We start from the raw sequence: 20,143 nt of genomic DNA on the forward strand, positions 1-20,143 counted from the left end.
ACGCCCGGTCGGGATGGTGAATCCGACCGGGCGTCGTTCGCGGGGAGATGAGCGGGTCAGCCGTTGGCGACCACGGGGTAGCGTGGCTCGTTCTCCGCCATCTGCCGCAGCGCGTCCTTGCGGTCACGCTTGGAGAGCCGGTCGATGTAGAGGTACCCGTACAGGTGATCCGTCTCGTGCTGCAAACACCGAGCAAAGTAGCCGGTGCCGCGGACCTTGATCGGGTTGCCCTTCTCGTCCTGCCCGGTCACCTCGGCATAGTCGGGGCGGGCCAGCTCCGCGTACGCCGTCGGCACCGAGAGGCAGCCCTCATTGCTCTCGTCCAGCACGCGCAGCTCGGCGGGCAGGTCGACCAGCCGGGGGTTGCAGACGACACCGACGTGCCGGACACCCTCGTCGTCCATGCAGTCGTAGACGAAGACCTTCAGGCCGACGCCGATCTGGTTGGCGGCCAGACCCACGCCCTCGGCGGTGCGCTGGCTGGCGAACATGTCCGCGACCAGCTGCTCCAGCTCGGCGCCGAACTCGGTGACGTCCGCGCACTCCGTGTGCAGCACCGGGTTCCCGACGACCGTGATCGGCCGCGAGGTCCCGCGCTCACGCCAGCCGCTCTCCCGCTCGTCCGTCTCCTCGACGTCGACGACGAACCCCTCGTCATCCACGGGGAGCACACCCACACCCTGCTGATCGATGTCCTGCTGCGCCATGACAGACAAGAGCCTTCCTAAAAACCGAGGAGTCCAACTTGCTGCTACAGGGTACGGGGACAGAACGAGACAGGACTCCGGGAAGCAGACCGGGGACCCTGACGACTCCGCCGCGCGGGCGCGACCAGCCACGACGGCGCCGCAGTCACCCACACACCCGAGCCCACCGATCCAGTCACGGCGGCGCCGTCAGCAGACCTCTTCAAGATCCCGCCAGTCCCGGGAATCGGGACTGTCGGCCACCCACCCGTCCAACAACCCCCGCACGAGCGACACCGGCGCGGCAACCCCACACTCCCGCTCCGGCACCCACAACGACCCATCGGTCCGGTGCCCGAGCGGCCCGGGATGCCCCGGCTCACTGTGATCATGCGGGTCCAGATGCTCGCCATCCCCCTCATCCGCCGGCATCCGCGACTCACTGCACATCCGGCACAGCAACCGCACCGAAGAAGACCAGTCCTCCGCGGCGAACCCCGCGTCGGCGGCCAACTGCTCCAGCGCGTCCCGATCCGCCTCGGTCGCCGCCTCAAGCAGCACGACCCACGTCGGCACGGGCGACGGCGCCCACAACTCGATCTCGTCGAAAACGGGGTACGCGTGCCCGGCACCGGTCGTCCGCTCCCCGTGCGGGACGCCGTCGTGCAGCACGACCTCACCCCAGCGCCGCCCGGAGGACGGCAACGGGATCGACAGCACCTCGATCCGCGCCGGGTCGAGCCGCCGTCCCCACACCACCTCGGCCTCCCCCTCGGGGGACAGCCGGACGGCCGCGCTGCCGAGGTCCATGCCGACCGGCTCACCGGCCTCGGTGGCGCCGCCGGGCACCCGCAGCCCGTACGCCTGCCAGGCCCGCCGGGCCAGCGACCAGTCCTGGAGGGCGGTCGCGGCGATCCCGACGTTCCACCAGTCGGGTGCCCCGGCCTCCCGGTCGAGGAGGGCGACGGCCCGCAGCCCCGCAGCCCGCGCCTGCTCCCAGTCGTGCCGGAACTTGTGCAGCAGGGCGAGGTTGAACCACGACTCGGACAGCCAGGGTTCCAGGTCGGCGGCGCGGGTCAGCAGCGCGCCCGCGTCCTCGTAACGGCCGTCGCCGATCAGGGTGAACGCACGGTCCGTGGCCTGCCGCCAGGAGGCGGAGGGCCGGTGCCGTCCCTTGCCGAAGATCCTCACGATTCCCGCCTGCCGGTTCCTTGGAGTGGGCTGAGGGGTGTCACTGCCCCCGGATGACACCCTCGCACCCGCACGCCCGCGCGCCCACACCGACTGCTCATCATCTCTTCGCATCCAACCACGTGCGGTCGCGGAGGCGCTCCTTACCCATGGGTTACCCAGCCGACCGCGGGGTCAGACAGTCCCGGGCCAGGACCCGGGCCAGCGATTCGACGACCTCCGGGGCGTACTCCCCGGCCGTCGCGAGCCGCAGTTCCTCCAGGGCGGTGAGCGGCCCGCCGGGCCCCGCGTCGCGGACCTTCTCCTCGTAGGCGTTGACGGCCCGCACGATCCGCGCGGCGACGGGCTGGTCCCGGCAGGGGTCGGCCTGCCGTTCGACGACCACGGCGACGCTCGCGGCGACCCCGGTCTGACGCACGACGGCCCCGCCGAGCAGGGCGATCCGGCGCTGTTCGGCGGCGGGCAGGTCGGCGGTGGCGCCGCCCCTGACGGGGTCGACGAGGCTCAGCTGCCCGATGTCGTGCATGAGGGCGGCGTACTCCAGGACGAGCAGCGCGGGCCGGGTCAGCCCCAGGTCCCGGCCGACGGCCCGGCTCAGCTCGGCGACCCGGTGGGCGTGCCCGGCGGGCGTGTACCCGGCGATCTCGGTGGCGCGGGCCAGCGAGGCGATGGTCTGCCGGTAGGTGGTGCGCACGGCCGCGTACCGGCGGAACGACAGCTGCGTCAGCAGCAGCGGCAGACAGAACACCGGCAGCGCCCACAGCCCGACGACGGCCACGGCGACGGCCATCACCGCGCCGGTGGCGCAGACCGCCGAGCCGATGCCGAGCAGGGCGCGCAGCTCGTCCCGCAGCAGCGGTCCGAAGGGCCAGCCGGTGCGGGAGTGGGCGAGGGCGGCGGCGAGCACGGCGTCGCAGAGCGCGGTGAGGGCGAGCAGCGCCAGGAGCAGCAGCGGATATCCGGGCCCGGCGCCCCAGGCCCCGAACAGCCCGGTGCCGTCCAGGGGTTGGAAGCAGACGGCGGCGAACGCGACGGTCAGCACCCGGCGGGCCAGATGGTCCAGGACGGGCCCGTGCCCGCGCGCGAGGTGCGGGACGCTGCCGAGCAGCGCGGCGGCGAGCACGACGGCGACGATCTGGAGGACGGCGTGCTGCCCCGGGCGTCCGGCGTCGGCCCCGAGGAGGGCGTAGGCGAGCGCCCCCGCGGCGCCGAGCGGGGCGGCCTCGCGGACCCGGGCGCCGGTCCAGCGGGTGAGTTCGCCGAGGGCGATGAGGAGGCCGAAGGCGAGGGCGGTGGGGCGTTCGTCGAGGCCGGTCCAGAGGACGACGGCGAGGGAGACGGCCGCGAGGAGGGCGGCCGAGGCGGGGATGAGCACGGTCGGGCGGACGCTCACCGGGCCGCTCCCGGCCCGCTGGCGACGGGCACGGCGGACGACGTCCCCGGCGGCGGCTGTTCCTCGGCGGTGACGGCGGGGTGCCAGCCGTGCCGGGCGAGGGCGCGGACCAGCGCGGCGACCATGTCCGGGTCGAACTGCGCGCCCGCGCACCGCTCCAGTTCCGCGAGGGCGGCCGACACGGGCCGGGCCCGGCTGTAGGAGCGGGTGGAGGTCATCGCGTCGAACGCGTCGGCGACGGCGACCACGCGGGCCGATTCGGGGATCTGGGTGCCGATCAGGCCGTAGGGGTAGCCGCTGCCGTCGAGGCGTTCGTGGTGGTGCAGGACGGCGGCGCGGGCCTCGCCGAGGAAGCCGATGCCGCGCACCATCTCGTGGCCGTACTCGGGGTGCAGTTCGATGACCCGGCGTTCCTCGGGGGTGAGGGGGCCGTCCTTGCGGAGCAGGCGGGTGGGGACGCCGAGCTTGCCGACGTCGTGGAGGATGCCGGCGAAGCGCAGGACCTCGACGCGGGCGTCGTCCATGCCGAGTTCGCGGGCGATCAACTGGGAGGCCTGGCCGACGCGTTCGCTGTGGCCCCGGGTGTAGCCGTCCTTGATGTCGACGGCCTGCACCAGCGCCCGGATGGTCGCCTGGTGGGCGGCGCGTTCGCGGTGGTACTGGGCGAACGCCCACCAGGACACGCACATCGGCAGCAGCACCAGGAGCGCGGCGGCGGGGCCGTAGGGGCTGCACCACAGGACGGCCATCATGAGCCCGGCGAGCCCGTGCACGCCGATCGGCGCGAGCGAGCGGGGCAGCAGCCCGCGCCAGGCCCGCCGCACCGGCACATGGTCGGCGAGGGCGCGGACCCCGCCGTCGAGGCCGGTCAGCACCAGGCAGAACACCAGGACGGCGGCGGCCGCGGCGGCGAGCGCGCAGGGGAGGTCGGAGGCGACGACGGCACCGCGGCCGCCGAGCGCCCAGTGGGTGCTGCCGGCGGCCCGCACGGCGAGGACCAAGTGGGCGGCCCGCCAGATCCGGCGCGGCCATGGGGTGCCCCGTTCCACCCGGGACAGCAGCGCCCCCGGCAGCGGGACGAGCGCGGCGGCGGACGGCGGCAGCAGGAACGCGGCGGCCAGCAGCACGGGGTAGAAGGTGCCGGCGAACCGCCAGCGGGCGGCGGCCTGCTCGCACCCGGCGTAGACCACGGCCAGCAGCAGCACGGCCCGCCAGGGTGTCCACAGCGCGGGAAGCGGCAGCAGACAGCCGACGGCGGCGACGCCCGCGCAGGCGATGACCACGCGGAGCACATACGGGCGTGCCCGTGCCGCAGCCGCCTCCATCACGCGCCCTCCCCGGCCCAGCCTGCTAGGACTCGGGAGCCTAGGACGGCGCGGGGGTTCGGCGTGGGCCTATCAACCGTCGATTAGCACGTTCGGGTGACGAGAGGCCCGTTCCAGGTGTGCCGGGTGGGACGGTTACGACTCCTGCGGGCCCGCGACGATGTCGTGGTCGGGGACGGCCTTCCCCGAGCGGATCAGGTCGAGCCGCCCGAGGACCTTGGCGCGCAGGTCGGAGGGGACGTCGTCGTGTCCGCAGCACCGCTTGACCAGCTTCTTCACGGCCTCTTCGAGCCCGTACTTCTCCAGGCACGGCGAGCACTCCTGGAAGTGCTGCTTGAACTTGTCCCGGTCCATGTCCGGCATCTCGCTGTCGAGGAACTCGTAGAGATGGTCGAGGACCTCGCCGCAGTCCGTCTCGTGCGGCTCTCCGCAGCTCATGAGCCCGAACCTTTCGCTTCGTTCGACTCTCCGGCACCGGCCGGGACGAGCCCGCGGTCACGGGCGTAGTCCTCCAGCATGCCGCGCAGTTGACGGCGGCCCCGGTGCAGCCGGGACATCACCGTTCCGATGGGTGTCCCCATGATGTCGGCGATCTCCTTGTACGCAAAGCCCTCGACATCGGCGAGGTAGACGGCGATGCGGAACTCCTCGGGGATCGCCTGGAGCGCGGCCTTCACGTCCGAGTCGGGCAGGTGGTCGAGCGCCTGCGACTCGGCGGAGCGCAGCCCCGTCGACATGTGCGACTCGGCGCGCGCGAGCTGCCAGTCCTCGATCTCCTCGGCCGCCGAGCGCTGGGGTTCGCGCTGCTTCTTGCGGTACGAGTTGATGAAGGTGTTGGTGAGGATGCGGTACAGCCATGCCTTGAGGTTCGTGCCCTCACGGAACTGGTGGAAGGACGCGTACGCCTTGGCGTACGTCTCCTGCACCAGGTCCTCGGCGTCGGCCGGATTGCGCGTCATGCGCAGCGCGGCCGAGTACATCTGGTCGAGGAATTCGAGCGCGTCGCGTTCGAAGCGCGCGCTGCGCTCCACGCTGGTCTCCGCGCTGTCGCCCTGGCCCTCGGGCCGTTCCGCCTGGCCGTTGTCGGTCCCTGCGTCGATCCCCGTGACCGGACCCACCTCCTCGATATTCCGGGCGGAACCGAGACCGGTCCCACCAGATTCGGAGGATAGACGACGATCCGGTCCGCCCGCCGCTCGAATGGGCGCGGCCTTGGCGGCGTGCAGCACGGTCCACTCCAGGTCAGAGCTGCTGCGGGCCGGGCAAAAGGTCGAGGCCATGCGGCGGACTTCCTCTCCGTGGGCGGTGGCGCCGACGGCTCGGCACCTGTCCCCCACAACAGCCGTCGCCCGCGCAACATTCCCGCGCCCTACCCGAGTGACCCGGCCCACCCGACGACCGCCTCGGTGATCACGGTCAGCGCCTCGTCCTGCCCCACCGGCGCCCGCTTCGGCACCGCGAACCCGTGGTCGGCGTACGGCACCTCGACGAGGTCGTGGGCGCCGTCGGGAAACTCCGCCGGGCGCCCGAAGGGGTCGTTGCCGCCCTGGACGACGAGGGTGGGCACCCCGGCGCCGAGCAGCTCGGCGGCGCGGGACTTGTCGGGCCTGCCCGGCGGGTGCAGCGGGAAGCTCAGGGCGAGCACGGCACGGGCGCCCAGCTCCGGCGCGGTGCGGCAGGCGACCCGGGCCCCGGCGCTGCGCCCGCCCGCGATCACCGGCAGGCCGGGCGCGGTCAGCGCGGGCCAGAGGTCGCGCCAGGCGGCGTCCAGGGTCTTCGGGGCGGGCGCCACCTTCTTCCCGGCCACCCGCCAGGGCTGCTCGACGAGGGCGACGGTGATGCCGTGCCCCGGCAGCGCGGCGGCGAGCGCCCGGAGGTCGCGGGCCTCGATGCCGCCGCCCGCGCCATGACTGACGGCGAGCACGAGGCGGGGGGTGCGGGCGGGGTGCCAGGTGATGCGGGCGTCCCCGGCGGCCGTCGGAACGATCGCTGTGGTCACGTCGGAAGAGGTCGTCACGTCAGAAGAGTGTGCCCTCCTCGGGGCCCTCCAGCTCGGTCAGCAGCTCCGGTCCGTTGTTGCGGACGTTGCTGACGGCGGTCGGCACCGGGTAGGCGCGCAGCAGGCCCGGGGGCGGCGGGGTGAGCAGGGCGCGGAGTTCCTCGACGTCGGTGCGGGTCGGGTCGAGCCAGCTGTCCCAGCGGTCGGGGGTGAGCATCAGCGGCATCCGGGGGTGGATGTCGGCGAGGGCGCGGGGGCCGTCGTCGGGCACGCTCGCCAGGGGCGTGGTCTCGGCCTCGGTGGTGAGCACGGAGCAGGTCGCCCACCAGGCCCGCGGGTGGTCGTCGGGCAGCGTGCGGTCCCGCCAGAACTCGTAGATCCCGGCCATCGCGAAGACCGAGCCGTCGGCGGGCGTCACGAAGTACGGCTGCTTGCGCGCCCGCTTCCTGCGCCCCTCGACCTCCAGGTCGCGTTCCTGCGCTCCGGTGACCCACTCGTAGTAGCCGTCGGCGGGCATCACACAGCGGCGGGCGGCGAAGGCCCGGCTGAACGACGGCTTCTCGTGGACGGTCTCGGCGCGGGCGTTGATCATCCGGGCGGCGCCGTCCGGCGAGGCGGACCAGGCCGGGACCAGGCCCCACTTCAGTTTCCGCAGCTGACGGACCGGGCGCGGATCGGCGGCGCCCTTGAGGGGGCGGTCGAGGACGACGTAGACCTCTTTGGTCGGGGCGATGTTGTAGTCGGGCGCCCAGGCCTCCTCCAGCTCCGTCTTCTCGATCTCAAAGACTTCCTTGAGATCCTCGGGTCCCCGACTGGCCGCATACCGTCCGCACATACATGTCACACTGCCAGGCCCACCCGCGGCCGGGCCACCGCCCCCCGCCCTTCTCCATACCTACGGGAGCCACCGCCGACCATGGACAGCACCGCATCCTCGCTCTCCTCCCTCTGGGACGAGGTCTTCGGCACGCAGCCCGACCCAGATCTGTGGGTGGTGATCGCGACGCTGGTCGCGGCCCTCGCGGTGACCGTCCCGTCGGGGGTCTGGCGGGTCGCCCGCAACGCCGTCACGATCGCCCACGAGGGCGGCCACGGCCTGGTCGCCCTGGTCACCGGACGTCAACTCACCGGTATCCGGCTGCACTCCGACACCAGCGGCCTGACCCTCAGCCGGGGCAAGCCGCACGGGCTCGGCATGATCCTCACGGCGGCGGCCGGTTACACCGCGCCCTCGCTGCTCGGGCTCGGCGGCGCCGCGCTGCTCGGCGTCGGCCGGATCACGTTGCTGCTGTGGCTGGCGACGCTGCTGCTTCTGGTGATGCTGGTGATGATCCGCAACGCGTACGGCGTGCTCACCGTCGTCCTCAGCGGCGGCACCTTCCTGCTGGTGTCCTGGCTGGCCGGACCCCAGGTGCAGGCGGCGTTCGCGTACGCGGTGGTGTGGTTCCTGCTGGTGGGCGGGGTGCGCCCGGTCTTCGAACTCCAGGCGAAACGGCGCCACGGCGGCGCCCCCGACTCCGACGCGGACCAGCTCGCGCGGCTGACGCATGTACCGGCGGGGCTGTGGCTGTTCCTGTTCCACGCGGTGAGCCTGTGCGCGCTGATAGGCGGCGGCAGGTGGCTGCTGGCGATGTGAGGGCCGTCGGCCCGGGGCGTCGGTCCGGCACCGGCGCCCTGCCGACGATCGGGACCGACCGCCTGCTTATAAAGTGTTCGCATGGCCCCGAACCCCGCAGACACCGCCCTCTGGCCCGCCCCGCACGCGAGCGGAGCCGTCGACGCGACGGTTCACGTGCCCGGGTCCAAGTCGGTCACCAACCGTGCCCTGGTGCTGGCCTCCCTCGCCTCCGAGCCCGGCTGGCTGCGCCGCCCGCTGCGCTCCCGCGACACCCTGCTGATGGCGGGCGCCCTGCGGGCGATGGGCGTCGGCATCGAGGAGGGCGTCGGCCCGGACGGCTCCGGTGAGTTCTGGCGGGTGCTGCCGACCGGCCTGCACGGCCCGGCCACCGTCGACGTCGGCAACGCCGGCACGGTCATGCGGTTCCTCCCCCCGGTCGCCGCGCTGGCCGACGGCCCGGTCCGCTTCGACGGCGACCCGCGTTCCTACGAGCGCCCGCTGCACGGCGTGATCGACGCGCTGCGCGCCCTCGGCGCCCGCATCGACGACGACGGCCGGGGCGCGCTGCCCCTCACCGTGCACGGCGGCGGCGCCCTGGACGGCGGCCCGGTCGCGATCGACGCGTCGTCCTCGTCGCAGTTCGTGTCGGCGCTGCTGCTGTCGGCGCCGCGCTTCAACCAGGGCGTCGAGGTCCGCCACACCGGCGCCTCGCTCCCGTCGATGCCGCACATCCGGATGACCGTCGACATGCTGCGCGCGGTCGGCGCCCAGGTGGACACCCCGGAGTCGGGCGGCGAGCCGAACGTCTGGCGGGTGACGCCGGGCGCGCTGCTCGGCCGTGACCTGGTCATCGAGCCGGACCTGTCGAACGCCCAGCCGTTCCTGGCGGCGGCCCTGGTGACCGGCGGCACGGTCACCGTCCCGGCCTGGCCGACCCGCACCACACAGCCCGGCGACCGGCTGCGGGAGATCTTCACGGAGATGGGCGGCTCCTGCGAACTCACCGACTACGGCCTTGAGTTCACCGGTTCCGGGTCGATCCACGGCATCGACGTGGACCTGAGCGAGGTCGGCGAGCTGACCCCGGGCATCGCCGCCGTCGCGGCCCTCGCGGACACCCCCTCGACCCTGCGGGGCGTGTCGCATCTGCGGCTGCACGAGACGGACCGGCTGGCCGCGCTCACCAAGGAGATCAACGAACTGGGCGGCGACGTCACCGAGACCGCCGACGGCCTGCACATCCGCCCGCGCGCGCTGCACGGCGGCGTCTTCCACACCTACGAGGACCACCGCATGGCCACGGCCGGCGCGATCATCGGCCTGGCGGTGGAGGACGTCCGCATCGAGAACGTGGCGACGACGGCGAAGACCCTGCCGGACTTCCCGGAGCTGTGGACCGGGATGCTCGGGGCCTAGGGACTTCCGCGATGCGCCGCTACGGCAAGCACACCGACGAGGACGACATCCGCCAGCGCCCCAACCGCAAGGGCAACCGGCCTCGGACCAACATCCGCCCCAAGCACGAGGAAGCCGTCGACGGCATGGTCCTCACCGTCGACCGGGGCCGTCTCACCTGCCTGGTCGAGGACCGGGTGGTGATGGCCATGAAGGCCCGTGAACTCGGCCGGAAGGCGGCGGTGGTCGGCGACCGGGTGGCCATCGTCGGCGATCTGTCGGGCGACAAGGACACCCTCGCGCGGATCGTCCGCATCGAACCGCGCACCTCGGTGCTGCGCCGCACGGCCGACGACGACGACCCGTTCGAACGCGTGGTCGTCGCCAACGCCGACCAGCTGGCCATCGTCACCGCCCTCGCCGACCCCGAACCCCGCCCGCGTCTCATCGACCGCTGCCTGGTCGCCGCGTACGACGGCGGCCTCACCCCGCTCCTGGTCCTCACCAAGTCCGACCTGGCCCCGCCCGACGAACTCCTCGGCATGTACGGCGCGTTGGGCGTCCCCTACGTCGTGACGAGCCGTGCGGAGCTGGAGAGCGGCGCGGCGGTGGAGCGGGTCCGCAAGGAGCTGGACGGCAAGATCACGGCGTTCGTCGGCCACTCCGGCGTCGGCAAGACCACCCTCGTCAACGCCCTGGTCTCACAGGAACGGCGGCGCAGCACCGGCATCGTCAACGCGGTCACCGGACGCGGCCGGCACACCACCACGTCGGCCCGCGCGATCCCGCTGCCCGACGACTCCGGGTGGGTCGTCGACACGCCCGGCGTGCGTTCGTTCGGGCTGCACCATGTGGACCCGTCCCGGGTCATCAAGGCGTTCCCCGATCTGGAGCCCGGCACCGAGAACTGCCCGCGCGCGTGCAGCCACGACGAGCCGGACTGCGCGCTGGACCAGTGGGTGGCCGACGGGCACGCGGACCCGGCCCGGCTCTACTCGCTGCGCCGGCTGCTGGCCACCCGGGAGCGGACAGAGGGCGACTGACCACCGCGTTGTTTGTGGGGACTCAGGTTCGGTAAGTGCATAATCGCACCGAGCCGGACCTACGGGAGGACAGCACATGGCGTGGCTGCTGGTCATAGTGGCCGGGATTCTCGAAACCGGCTTCGCCGTGTGTCTGAAACTCTCACACGGCTTCACCCGCCTCTGGCCGACGATCGCCTTCTGCGCGTTCGCCCTGGGCAGCTTCGGTCTGCTGACCCTCTCCCTGAAGAAACTCGACGTGGGCCCGGCCTACGCGGTCTGGACGGGGATCGGCGCGGCGGGCACGGCGATCTACGGGATGGTCTTCCTGGGCGACCTGGTCTCCACCCTGAAGCTGATCTCGATCGGCTTCGTCATCATGGGAGTCATCGGCCTCCAACTCTCCGGCTCGGCCCACTGACCGGGAGCGCGGGCACACCGGCGCCGGTCCGTCGGTCCGTCAGGCCCCGGCGTCAGCCGACCTGGTGCCGGTGCAGCGCCCCGCGCACCAGGTCCGCCACCCCGCCCGCGCCCGGTGGCGCCGCGACGCAGGACAGGGCGAGGCGGACGGCCAGTTCGCAGGCGCGGGCGAGTTCGGTGGGGTCCGTGCGGTGCGGGCCCGTGCCGGTCAGCGCCGCCACCGCGCGGTCGCGGACCAGGGCGACCAGGTCGCCGGGCGAGGGCAGCGGGCCGTCCGCCCGCCGCTGCGCCGGTGCGGCGGCCGAGGACGGCACGGCGGAGAGCGTCGGCGCGGGCAGCCGCTCGCTCCAGCAGCCGGTGAGCAGGGCCCGCACCAGGGCGTCGTCACGCGCGCTGAGGGCGGTGAACTCGGCGGCCGAGGTGAGCCGTTCACGGGCGTCGCTGTGGGCGGCCAGGGCGTGTTCGACCCCGGTGAGGTAGCCGTCCGCCGCACGCCGGACCAGGGCCCGGGCGAGCCCTTCCTTGCTGCCGAACTCGTTGTAGAGCGTCTGCCGGGACACTCCGGCCGCGGCGGCGACGTCCACCATCCGCACCGTGGACCAGGACCGTAGGGCCAGCGCCGTGTACGCGGCGTCGAGCAGGGTTTCCCGCGCTCCAGGCATCATCGCCTCCCAGGGGAGCGGCACTGCGCCCAGATTTGACGCGCCCGGCGGCACTGTCAAGAGCCACCGGACCCACGCGGGGGCGTCCTTCGGCCAACGTGGAGCAACTCGGCGCGGGGCGCGCCCTGCTGGCCGCACGGCCCCCGTCGGCGACGATGCCGGGGCGGCCCGCGCCGGGGGCACGGACCGGTGCCTGGTAGCCCGGGTCTGGTCCGGCCGGATAGCGTGCTTTCCATGCCGGACTATCTCGATGACCTGCGTTTTGCCCACGTCCTCGCGGACGCCGCCGACGCCACCACCATGGACCGTTTCAAGGCCCTCGATCTCAAGGTCGAGACGAAGCCGGACATGACCCCGGTGAGCGAGGCGGACAAGGCGGCGGAGGAGATCATCCGCGGCCACCTCCAGCGCGCCCGCCCGCGCGACGCGGTCCTCGGTGAGGAGTACGGCGTGGCGGGCACCGGCCCCCGCCGCTGGGTCATCGACCCGATCGACGGCACCAAGAACTACGTGCGCGGCGTCCCCGTCTGGGCCACCCTCATCTCCCTGATGGAGGCGGCGGAGGGCGGCTACCAGCCGGTCGTCGGCCTGGTCTCCGCACCGGCCCTGGGCCGCCGTTGGTGGGCCGCGAAGGGGCACGGCGCGTTCACCGGGCGCAGCCTGACGTCCGCGTCCCGGATGCACGTCTCCCGCGTCGACACCCTCGCGGACGCCTCGTTCGCGTACTCCTCGCTGAGCGGCTGGGAGGAGCAGGGGCGCCTGAACGGCTTCCTCGACCTGACCCGCGAGGTGTGGCGCACGCGCGCGTACGGCGATTTCTGGCCGTACATGCTGGTCGCCGAGGGCGCGGTGGACATCTGCGCCGAACCGGAGCTGTCCCTGTGGGACATGGCCGCCAACGCGATCATCGTCACCGAGGCGGGCGGCGCGTTCACCGGCCTCGACGGCCGCGCAGGCCCGCACAGCGGGAACGCCGCCGCGTCCAACGGGCTGCTCCACGACGATCTGCTGGGGTATCTCAACGAGCGCTCCTGACCCTCCCCCAGCTCTCACAAATGAGCGCGTGCGCCCTCAAATGGCGCCACGCGCTCTCTTGTTCGCCTCCGAACTGCCTGCCACCCTGAACCCACTCCCACTTGTGAGCTTGTGAACTCCCGCGCAAGCCCGGTGGCCCGAAGGTTCGTAGCTTCGTAGGTTCGTAGGAGGTGGCTCAGACCATGCTCGTCCGCGACGCCATGAGCACGGTGATCCTCACCATCGGCCCCGCCCACACACTCCGTCAGGCGGCGACCCTGATGTCCTCGCGCCGGGTGGGCGCCGCCGTGGTCCTGGACCCCGACGCCGGTATCGGCATCCTCACCGAGCGGGACGTCCTCAACTCCATCGGCCGGGGCCAGAACCCGGACCTGGAGCACACGTACGCCCACACCACGGACACCGTCGTCTTCGCCGCCCCGACCTGGACCCTGGAGGAGGCGGCCCGCGCGATGGCCCACGGCGGCTTCCGGCATCTCGTGGTCCTGGACGGGGGCGAGCCGACCGGCATCGTCTCGGTCCGCGACATCATCCGCTGCTGGGCACCGGCGCCGGAACGGGCCCGGCACCTGGCCCCTCGTTAGACAATTTCCAACCCAAGAAACTCTCTAATCTCACCCATGCTCTAATTCGAAACCTATTCGGAACCTGGTCCCCTTCTGTTACGCTGAGCCCTATGAGCGACCTTCTGGAACGGCTGCGCGGACGCGGATGGCGCATGACCGCGCAGCGGCGCGTGGTGGCCGAGGTACTCGACGGCGAGCACGTTCACCTGACGGCCGACGAGGTGCACACGCGCGCGGTGGCCAAGCTCCCCGAGATCTCCCGGGCGACGGTCTACAACACGCTGGGTGAGCTGGTCTCGCTCGGCGAGGTGCTGGAGGTCAGCACCGACCACCGCGCCAAGCGCTACGACCCGAACGCCCACCGCCCGCACCACCACCTGGTCTGTGCGAGCTGCGGCGCCATCAAGGACGTCCACCCGAGCGGTGACCCCCTGGCCGACCTCCCCGCCTCGGAACGCTTCGGCTTCACCGTCTCGAACGTCGAAGTCACCTACCGAGGCGTCTGCCCGAACTGCACGACGGCGTAACTCCCGCTTCCCTGAACCCCGGTGCCCGATGGGTACCGGGGTTCGGTGCGTGCCGGGGTTCGGTGCGTGATGGCCACACGAAAAAGACCGAGGGCCGAAACCCGGATGTTCTCCGGATCTCGGCCCTCGGCCATCAGTAGCGGGGACAGGATTTGAACCTGCGACCTCTGGGTTATGAGCCCAGCGAGCTACCGAGCTGCTCCACCCCGCGCCGTTGAACTGAACGTTACGTGATGGGTGGGACGAGAGGCAAATCGGTTGATGGGAGGGGTCCCGGAGGCCACCCACCACCACGACTCAACGACGTCCAGGGCCCGCCCCGGACCGCACGGCGCCGCCCTGGGAACGGGGCGTCGCTCCGCCCCGTCCCTCACGCCGACAGTTCCTCGCCCAGCGCGTCCCGCAGCCGGCCCGCCCGCTCGGCGACCTCGCCGGGACCGAGCAACACCGCGCGGTCGGCCCACCGTTGGCCCTCGGCGAGGTCCCCGCGCCGCGCGCACACCAGCGCGAGCCGCAACGCCGCCCGCCCATGGCCCGCGTCGGCCGCCCGGGCCCACCACACGGCCGCCTCCGGCTCGCTGCCCTCCCGGGCGAGCAGCAGCCCGAGGTTGAACGCGCCGTTGCGCGAGCCGGCCTCGGCGGCCTCCCGGTACCAGCGAGCGGCCTGGACGACGTCGCCCCGGGCCGCGGCCAGCATCCCGACCCGCACCTGGGCGCGCCGGTGGCCCTGGGTGGCGGCCCGCTCGTACCACTCCTCGCACTCGGTCTTCTCGTGGACGATCTCGCCGAGTTCGTGCGCGGACTCGGGTGGCCGCCGCGCGTCCAGCACGGTCGCCAGCCGGTACGCCGCCTCCGCGTTGCCGCCCCCGGCCGCGCACCGCAGATACCGCTCGGCGTCGGCCTCGTCGCCGTCCCGCAGCCGGGCCATGCCCACCTGCAACGCGGCCTCGGTGTGCCCGGCTGCCGCGGCCCGCTCGTACCAGCGCAGCGCGAACGCGTCCTCGCCGCGCCCGGCGAAGAGAATCCCGAGGTTGAACGCCGCGTCCACGCTCCCGGCCTCGGCCGCCTTGGAGAACCACGGCTCGGCGCCCGAGGTGTCGCCGCCCTGGAGCAGCAGGATGGCCAGCGCGTTGGACGCCTCCCGGTGTCCGGCGTAGGCGGCGCGCCGGTACCACTGCTCGGCCTGCGCGGTCCGGCCCTGCTCGGCGCAGAGGAGGCCGAGGTTGTAGGCGCCGTTGTCGTCACCGGCGTCCAGGGCGGCCCGGTACCAGCGCTCGGCGGTCTGGGTGTGCCCGCGTTCGGCGTGCAGGGCGCCGAGGGCGTTGGCGGCGTTGCCGTCGCCGTCCTGTGCGGCCCGCAGCCACCAGACGGCGGCGCTCTCGGTGTCACCGGCGTCGCGCAGCAGGAAGCCGAGGGCGCAGGCGGCCCGCGCCTCGCCGTCCTTGGCGGAGGTCAGGTACCAGCGGCCGGCCTCCTTCAGCTCGCCGCGCTTCTCCAGGATCGCGCCGAGCTGGAGCGCGGCATGCCGGTGTCCGCGCGCGGCGGCCTGCCGGTACCACTGCTCGGCCTCCTGCGCCGCCTGGACACCGTTGTCACCCCTGTTCCCGCGCGCCCCACGGCCCACGGGGCTCCCGGCGGCGCCGTTCCTCCCCCTGGCCTCCGCGCGCCCCGTACGCGCCGTGCTGCTCGTGCTCTCCGCGCCCTCTTCCTGTTCGGCGGCCTTGCGGTCGAGCACCCGGGCCAGGCGGTAGGCGGCCTCGCGGTGCCCGCGCTCGGCGGAGGTCCGCATCCAGGCCTCGGCCCCGGGGTCGCCCCGGTGCTCCAGGAGGTCGGCGAGAGCGTAGGCGCCGAGCGCGTGCCCCTGTTCGGCGGACTGGCGCAGCCAGTACTCGGCGGCGGGTTCGTCGCCGCGCTCGCGGTGGTGGCGGCCGAGCGCGTGCGCGGCGGCGGCCGATCCGGCGACGGCGGCGATGCGCCACCAGCCGGCCGCCTCGTCGGCGTATCCGCGCTGGTGGAGAAGGACTCCGAGGTTGTTGGCCGCGGCCCGGTCACCGGCCCCGGTGGCGGCCCGCAGCTGGGGTTCGGCTCCGTCGAGGTCGCCGCGGCGCAGCAGCATGGCGCCGAGGACGCTCATCGCCTCGACGTCGCCGGCCTCGGCGGCGAGTCGCTGACGGAGCTCCTCGGCGGCTTCCTCCGCCGCTTCCACGGCATCGTCCCGCCCGGAGGGCTGCACAAATCGCCCTGACTCGAACAGAGTTGCCTTGTCCCCCATAACGTCCATCGTCGCACCACCCGCAACCCGGGTACAGCTCGTATACCGAAGCCTGTGAGGTCACCGCAGTGAGGTCACTACAGCGTTTTGTCGACATGCCCACAGAACGACAAGTCAAACACATCTCTCTCAACTCCCCACGGCGGCACGACGGTCTCCCTCGTTCACACACAAGTGCCCGCACAAGTCGAAGGCCCGGACCGATCCTTGAGGATCGATCCGGGCCTTCGTCTTCAGTAGCGGGGACAGGATTTGAACCTGCGACCTCTGGGTTATGAGCCCAGCGAGCTACCGAGCTGCTCCACCCCGCGCCGTTGTTCTGCAACCGTATCACGGCGCGGAGGTGGTCAGTTGATCAGCTGACGATCAAGCGCTGCTCGGGCTCTTGGTCGCTCTCACCGTGGGGCTGGCACTGGGGTCCGCGCTGCTCCCACCGCTCGACTTCTTCTCCTTGTCGGCGGCGGCCTGTGCGTCCTCGGCCTTCTTGAGCGCGTCCTCAAGTTCCTTCTGGGCCTTGCCGTACGCCTCCCAGTCGTTCTTCTTGAGAGCGTCCTGGCCGGAGTCGAAGGCCTTCTGGGCGTCGTTCAACGCCTCTTGGACCGTCGGGTTCTTGGACGTCGGCGGCGGGTTGGTGGTGGTGTCGTCGTCCGGTGGCGAGGTGTTCGTGTCCGTGGCCCCGAAGACCTTGTCGAGCGCCTCGTCGAGGGTGTCCTCGAAGGCGGTGTTGCCTCCGTAGGTCACCAACACCTTTCTCAGCAACGGGTACTTGAGCCCGCCACCGCGCACATAGACCGGTTCGACGTAGAGCAGTCCGCCGTCCATCGGGACGGTGAGCAGGTTGCCGTACTCGATGTCGGAGTCGCCGCCCTTGAGCAGCTTGATCGACTCGGCGATGTCCTGTTCGGAGTTGAACTGGCTCTGAACCTGCTTGGGCCCGTTGACCGTTGTGCTCGTCGGCAGTTTCAGGATTCTGATCTTGCCGTAGTCGCTGGTGCCCGCCTCCGCGTCGACGGACATGAACGCACTCAGGTTGTCACGGCCGTTGGGCGTGAACGTCGTCGTGAGCGAGAACGCCTGTGCCTGCTGATCGGGCATCTTCATGCTCAGGTAGTACGGCGGTACCGCGTTGCCCGACTTGTTGGTCGGGTCGTCCGGCACCTGCCACACCTCGCTGCCCGACAGGAACGTCTGCGCGTCCTCGACGTGGTAGCGGGTGAGCAGCTCGCGCTGCACCTTGAACAGGTCCTGCGGGTACCGGAGATGGGCCATCAGGTCCGAGGAGATGGCGGTCTTGGGCTGCACGGTGCCCGGGAACGCCTTCATCCACGTCTTGAGGACCGGGTCCTTGGTGTCCCACTGGTAGAGCTTGACCTCGCCGGTGTACGCGTCGACGGTCGCCTTCACCGAGTTGCGGATGTAGTTGACCTGGTTCTGCTGGGCCACCACCGCGCGGGAGTTGTTCGTCGCCGTCAACGAGTCGGCCGTGGTGTCACCCAGGGTCGTACGGGAGGCGTAGGGGTATCCGTTGGTCGTCGTGTAGGCGTCGACGATCCACTGAATCCGGTTGCCGACGACCGCCGGGTAGGCGTCGCCGTCGATGGTCAGCCAGGGGGCGACCGCCTCCACGCGCTCCTTGGGGGTGCGGTTGTAGAGAATCCGCGAGCCCTCGCCGATCGCGCCGGAGTAGAGGATCTGCGGTTCGCTGAACGCCAGCGCGTACGCGGCCCGGTTGATCGGGCTGGAGAGGCTGACGCCGCTCTTGCCCCGGTAACTGGTGGTCTTCTCGCCGCTGTCGTCGGAGTAGTCGATCTCCTTCTGGGGACCGCCGACGATCGAGTACGTGGTGGTCTTCTCGCCGTAGTAGACCCGCTGCTGGTAGTCGCCCAGGTCGCCCTTGGAGGGCAGGTCCGACTCGGTGAAGACGGGCCGGCCCTCGGCGTCGGCCGTGGTGCCCTTGGCGGCGACGACCCCGTATCCGTGGGTGTAACGGAAGTGGTCGTTGATCCAGTTGTTCTTCGGGATGCCGTTGAGGTTCAGCTCACGCAGCCCGATGACGGTGTCCTGGTCCTTGCCGTCCTTGCTGTACCGGTCCACGTCCAGGTTGGTCGGGAACCCGTAGTAGTTCCTGATCTGCTGGAGCTGCTGGAACGTCGGCGAGACGATGTTCGGGTCCAGGATGCGGATGCTCGCCGTGGAGTCGACGTCGTCGCGCAGCTTGGTCTTGTCCTGGGTGGAGCCGGTGCCCGAGTACTCGGTGACCTGGGCGTCGTCGATGCCGTAGGCCTCGCGGGTCGCCTTCAGGTTCTTGTTGACGTACGGGGCTTCCTTGGCCTGCTCGTTCGGCTGGACCTGGAACTTCTGGACGATCGCCGGGTACAGACCGCCGATCAGGATCGCCGAGAGCACCATCAGGCCGAAGCCGATGACAGGCAGCTGCCAGGTGCGCCGCCACAGCGTGGCGAAGAACAGCAGCGCGCAGATGACGGCGATGCAGAACAGGATCGTCTTGGCCGGCAGATAGGCGTTCGCGTCGACGTAGCGCAGACCGGTCCAGTTGTCCGTCGCCTTGAAGTCGCTGGACTTCACGGCCAGTCCGTACCGGTCGAGCCAGTAGGCGACGGCCTTGAGGGCGACGAAGAGGCCGAGCAGCACCGACAGATGCCCGGTCGCGGCGGCGGTGGCGCGCGCGCCCGGGGAGGTGACCCGCAGGCCGCCGTACAGGTAGTGGGTGAGCGCGGCGGCGATCAGCGAGAGGATCGCGGCGGCGAACCCGACGCCGAGCAGGAACCGGTACCAGGGCAGGTCGAACGCGAAGAACGCGACGTCGAGATGGAACTGCGGGTCCTTCTGGCCGAAGGGCACGCCGTTGACCCACATCAGCCAGGTCCGCCACTGGCCGGCCGCCGAGGCACCGGCGATCAGGCCCACCAGGGCGGTGATGCCGAGCAGCAGCCACTTCTTGTAGGGCGCGATGCCCATCCGGTAGCGGTCCAGGCTCTGCTGCTCCATGGACATGGCGCTCAGCGGGGGGCGCAGCCGGTGCGCGAGCCAGATGTTGAAGCCGACCGCGACGGCCATCAGCAGGCCGAAGACGAAGAACAGGCCGATCTTGGTCCAGAGCGTGGTGGTGAAGACGGAGGAGTACTGCACCGACCGGTACCAGAGCCAGTCCGTCCAGAAGCCCGCGAACATGGTGAACGCCATGCCGAGCACGGCGAGGACGCCCAGTGTCATGAGCAGGGTCCGGGCCCGTCGGGACGGGCGGCCGACTCTGATCCGTGGCCCCGTCGGGCCTCCGCCGCGGTCCGGCATCTGGAAAGCCAAGGTGGCACCTCGAAGTTCGCTGTCGATCCGTCAGGCCCGCGTTTTCGTGGGCCTCCCGTGGCCCCTGGCGTGCGTGGGCCCACACCTATGCAACTTACTCATCGCTTACTCGGTTCCCGATTCCGGGTGCGAACGAGGCAGGATTGTGACCATGTCCAACACCCCCATGGCGGCGAGCCCGCTCACCCGGGCCGTACTTGAGATCGACGAGTACGCCTCCGGCCTCGGCTGGGACCAGCCCGCCCGTCTCTTCGCCCTCGTCGACACCGCGCGTCTGCGCGTTCAGGAACCCGACCTCGCGGCCCAGCTCGGCCTGGACGAGGAACAGCAGTCGGACGCCCCCGCGTTCACCCCGATCGAGCAGGACGAGATCCCGGCGGGCCGGCCGCTCGACACGTTCCTGGGCACGATCGCCTGGCCGGACGCGGTGGTCGGCTGCGCGCTCACGGTGGAGCGGCTGATGCTCCCGCCGTCCGCCGAGGCGCAGGTCCCGGAGGGCCTGAACGACGCGAAGCTCGCGAAGTGGGTGGCCGCCCACCCGGACCGGCAGGAGGTCCGGATGACGGTGGCGGTGCTGCGTGACGGCGCCCGCGACTCCGCCGTTCGGCTGCGGGAGAAGGACACGCCGACGGAGGTGCTCACGGGCGCCGATCTGGTGCCGGGTCTGGCGGAGGCGCTCGCGGCGACCTTCGAGGAGTAGCTCTCGCG

At 71.8% G+C, this 20,143-nt stretch carries 19 protein-coding genes and 2 tRNA genes; 8 read left to right on the forward strand and 13 right to left on the reverse strand.

Annotated features, from left to right (window positions below; all coding sequences use genetic code 11):
- Positions 1-56 precede the first annotated feature (56 nt).
- The 8 genes from def to ACIQOU_RS15980 all read right to left on the reverse strand — a co-directional run bounded on the left by def (position 57) and on the right by ACIQOU_RS15980 (position 7,429).
- Positions 57-707 (reverse strand): peptide deformylase, encoded by a 651-nt coding sequence (gene def, locus ACIQOU_RS15945; protein ID WP_401537294.1) that lies wholly within the window; start codon positions 705-707, stop codon positions 57-59.
- Positions 708-896: 189 nt separating this feature from the next.
- Positions 897-1,877, reverse strand: coding sequence for a tetratricopeptide repeat protein (locus tag ACIQOU_RS15950; RefSeq protein ID WP_401537295.1), 981 nt, complete (start codon positions 1,875-1,877; stop codon positions 897-899).
- A gap of 154 nt (positions 1,878-2,031) precedes the next feature.
- On the reverse strand, positions 2,032-3,270 hold the full coding sequence (locus ACIQOU_RS15955) for an HD-GYP domain-containing protein (protein WP_401537296.1): 1,239 nt from the start codon (positions 3,268-3,270) through the stop codon (positions 2,032-2,034).
- Positions 3,267-4,595: an HD-GYP domain-containing protein gene (locus ACIQOU_RS15960; RefSeq protein WP_401537360.1), complete on the reverse strand. Its 1,329-nt coding sequence runs from the start codon at positions 4,593-4,595 to the stop codon at positions 3,267-3,269. The genes ACIQOU_RS15955 and ACIQOU_RS15960 overlap by 4 nt, the downstream gene beginning before the upstream one ends.
- A gap of 135 nt (positions 4,596-4,730) precedes the next feature.
- Positions 4,731-5,033, reverse strand: a complete 303-nt coding sequence (gene rsrA / locus ACIQOU_RS15965; RefSeq protein ID WP_401537297.1) for a mycothiol system anti-sigma-R factor — start codon at positions 5,031-5,033, stop codon at positions 4,731-4,733.
- Positions 5,030-5,713, reverse strand: coding sequence for an RNA polymerase sigma factor SigR (sigR, locus tag ACIQOU_RS15970; protein WP_401537298.1), 684 nt, complete (start codon positions 5,711-5,713; stop codon positions 5,030-5,032). The genes rsrA and sigR overlap by 4 nt, the downstream gene beginning before the upstream one ends.
- 251 nt (positions 5,714-5,964) lie before the next feature.
- Entirely contained in the window at positions 5,965-6,612 is a 648-nt protein-coding gene (locus ACIQOU_RS15975) for an alpha/beta family hydrolase (protein WP_401537299.1), read from the reverse strand.
- Between the two features lies 1 nt (position 6,613).
- Positions 6,614-7,429 carry an SOS response-associated peptidase gene (locus tag ACIQOU_RS15980; protein ID WP_401537300.1) on the reverse strand — a complete coding sequence of 272 codons (816 nt, stop codon included), beginning with the start codon at positions 7,427-7,429 and terminating at the stop codon, positions 6,614-6,616.
- A gap of 81 nt (positions 7,430-7,510) precedes the next feature.
- On the opposite strand from ACIQOU_RS15980, the gene ACIQOU_RS15985 reads away from it, so the two are divergent.
- The 4 genes from ACIQOU_RS15985 (at position 7,511) to ACIQOU_RS16000 (ending at position 11,050) form a co-directional block, all read left to right on the forward strand.
- Positions 7,511-8,230 carry a M50 family metallopeptidase gene (locus tag ACIQOU_RS15985; protein ID WP_401537301.1) on the forward strand — a complete coding sequence of 240 codons (720 nt, stop codon included), beginning with the start codon at positions 7,511-7,513 and terminating at the stop codon, positions 8,228-8,230.
- An 81-nt stretch (positions 8,231-8,311) separates the two neighbouring features.
- The gene (gene aroA, locus ACIQOU_RS15990) at positions 8,312-9,628 is read left to right on the forward strand and encodes a 3-phosphoshikimate 1-carboxyvinyltransferase (RefSeq protein WP_401537302.1); all 1,317 of its coding nucleotides are present in this window, start codon (positions 8,312-8,314) and stop codon (positions 9,626-9,628) included.
- Between the two features lie 11 nt (positions 9,629-9,639).
- Positions 9,640-10,650 carry a ribosome small subunit-dependent GTPase A gene (rsgA, locus tag ACIQOU_RS15995; RefSeq protein WP_401537303.1) on the forward strand — a complete coding sequence of 337 codons (1,011 nt, stop codon included), beginning with the start codon at positions 9,640-9,642 and terminating at the stop codon, positions 10,648-10,650.
- Positions 10,651-10,726: 76 nt separating this feature from the next.
- On the forward strand, positions 10,727-11,050 hold the full coding sequence (locus tag ACIQOU_RS16000; protein WP_401537304.1) for a DMT family transporter: 324 nt from the start codon (positions 10,727-10,729) through the stop codon (positions 11,048-11,050).
- Positions 11,051-11,102: 52 nt separating this feature from the next.
- On the opposite strand, the gene ACIQOU_RS16005 is transcribed toward ACIQOU_RS16000, so the two are convergent.
- Complete coding sequence (locus tag ACIQOU_RS16005) at positions 11,103-11,714, reverse strand: TetR/AcrR family transcriptional regulator (RefSeq protein WP_401537361.1); 612 nt, start codon at positions 11,712-11,714, stop codon at positions 11,103-11,105.
- 231 nt (positions 11,715-11,945) lie between these two features.
- Between ACIQOU_RS16005 and hisN the strand changes: the two genes are divergently transcribed.
- From hisN to ACIQOU_RS16020, 3 genes are all read left to right on the forward strand, one after another.
- Positions 11,946-12,746 carry a histidinol-phosphatase gene (gene hisN / locus ACIQOU_RS16010; RefSeq protein ID WP_401537305.1) on the forward strand — a complete coding sequence of 267 codons (801 nt, stop codon included), beginning with the start codon at positions 11,946-11,948 and terminating at the stop codon, positions 12,744-12,746.
- Between the two features lie 182 nt (positions 12,747-12,928).
- Complete coding sequence (locus tag ACIQOU_RS16015; RefSeq protein ID WP_401537362.1) at positions 12,929-13,330, forward strand: cyclic nucleotide-binding/CBS domain-containing protein; 402 nt, start codon at positions 12,929-12,931, stop codon at positions 13,328-13,330.
- A gap of 92 nt (positions 13,331-13,422) precedes the next feature.
- Positions 13,423-13,839: a Fur family transcriptional regulator gene (locus tag ACIQOU_RS16020; protein ID WP_401537306.1), complete on the forward strand. Its 417-nt coding sequence runs from the start codon at positions 13,423-13,425 to the stop codon at positions 13,837-13,839.
- A 137-nt stretch (positions 13,840-13,976) separates the two neighbouring features.
- Here the strand turns inward: ACIQOU_RS16020 and ACIQOU_RS16025 are convergent.
- From ACIQOU_RS16025 to ACIQOU_RS16040, 4 genes are all read right to left on the reverse strand, one after another.
- Positions 13,977-14,050: transfer RNA gene (locus tag ACIQOU_RS16025), tRNA-Met, on the reverse strand.
- Positions 14,051-14,209: 159 nt separating this feature from the next.
- A complete protein-coding gene (locus ACIQOU_RS16030; RefSeq protein WP_401537307.1) occupies positions 14,210-16,120 on the reverse strand; it encodes a sel1 repeat family protein in 1,911 nt (636 codons plus the stop codon).
- A 228-nt stretch (positions 16,121-16,348) separates the two neighbouring features.
- Positions 16,349-16,422 (reverse strand) — tRNA-Met (locus ACIQOU_RS16035).
- 55 nt (positions 16,423-16,477) lie between these two features.
- Positions 16,478-19,423, reverse strand: a complete 2,946-nt coding sequence (locus ACIQOU_RS16040) for a UPF0182 family protein (protein WP_401537363.1) — start codon at positions 19,421-19,423, stop codon at positions 16,478-16,480.
- Between the two features lie 163 nt (positions 19,424-19,586).
- Between ACIQOU_RS16040 and ACIQOU_RS16045 the strand changes: the two genes are divergently transcribed.
- Entirely contained in the window at positions 19,587-20,135 is a 549-nt protein-coding gene (locus ACIQOU_RS16045) for a PPA1309 family protein (RefSeq protein ID WP_401537308.1), read from the forward strand.
- Positions 20,136-20,143: the final 8 nt, after the last annotated feature.

The sequence above is a fragment of the Streptomyces sp. NPDC091279 genome (assembly GCF_044757465.1).
Lineage (GTDB): Bacteria > Actinomycetota > Actinomycetes > Streptomycetales > Streptomycetaceae > Streptomyces.

What these genes read in the sequence shown, in the direction of transcription:
- def (WP_401537294.1), bottom strand. Translation starts at nt 707, where the DNA reads ATGGCGCAGCAGGACATCGATCAGCAGGGTGTGGGTGTGCTCCCCGTG.
- ACIQOU_RS15960 (WP_401537360.1), bottom strand. Translation starts at nt 4,595, where the DNA reads ATGGAGGCGGCTGCGGCACGGGCACGCCCGTATGTGCTCCGCGTGGTC.
- rsrA (WP_401537297.1), bottom strand. Translation starts at nt 5,033, where the DNA reads ATGAGCTGCGGAGAGCCGCACGAGACGGACTGCGGCGAGGTCCTCGAC.
- ACIQOU_RS15980 (WP_401537300.1), bottom strand. Translation starts at nt 7,429, where the DNA reads ATGTGCGGACGGTATGCGGCCAGTCGGGGACCCGAGGATCTCAAGGAA.
- ACIQOU_RS15985 (WP_401537301.1), top strand. Translation starts at nt 7,511, where the DNA reads ATGGACAGCACCGCATCCTCGCTCTCCTCCCTCTGGGACGAGGTCTTC.
- aroA (WP_401537302.1), top strand. Translation starts at nt 8,312, where the DNA reads ATGGCCCCGAACCCCGCAGACACCGCCCTCTGGCCCGCCCCGCACGCG.
- rsgA (WP_401537303.1), top strand. Translation starts at nt 9,640, where the DNA reads ATGCGCCGCTACGGCAAGCACACCGACGAGGACGACATCCGCCAGCGC.
- ACIQOU_RS16000 (WP_401537304.1), top strand. Translation starts at nt 10,727, where the DNA reads ATGGCGTGGCTGCTGGTCATAGTGGCCGGGATTCTCGAAACCGGCTTC.
- ACIQOU_RS16005 (WP_401537361.1), bottom strand. Translation starts at nt 11,714, where the DNA reads ATGATGCCTGGAGCGCGGGAAACCCTGCTCGACGCCGCGTACACGGCG.
- hisN (WP_401537305.1), top strand. Translation starts at nt 11,946, where the DNA reads ATGCCGGACTATCTCGATGACCTGCGTTTTGCCCACGTCCTCGCGGAC.
- ACIQOU_RS16015 (WP_401537362.1), top strand. Translation starts at nt 12,929, where the DNA reads ATGCTCGTCCGCGACGCCATGAGCACGGTGATCCTCACCATCGGCCCC.
- ACIQOU_RS16020 (WP_401537306.1), top strand. Translation starts at nt 13,423, where the DNA reads ATGAGCGACCTTCTGGAACGGCTGCGCGGACGCGGATGGCGCATGACC.
- ACIQOU_RS16030 (WP_401537307.1), bottom strand. Translation starts at nt 16,120, where the DNA reads ATGGACGTTATGGGGGACAAGGCAACTCTGTTCGAGTCAGGGCGATTT.
- ACIQOU_RS16040 (WP_401537363.1), bottom strand. Translation starts at nt 19,423, where the DNA reads ATGCCGGACCGCGGCGGAGGCCCGACGGGGCCACGGATCAGAGTCGGC.
- ACIQOU_RS16045 (WP_401537308.1), top strand. Translation starts at nt 19,587, where the DNA reads ATGTCCAACACCCCCATGGCGGCGAGCCCGCTCACCCGGGCCGTACTT.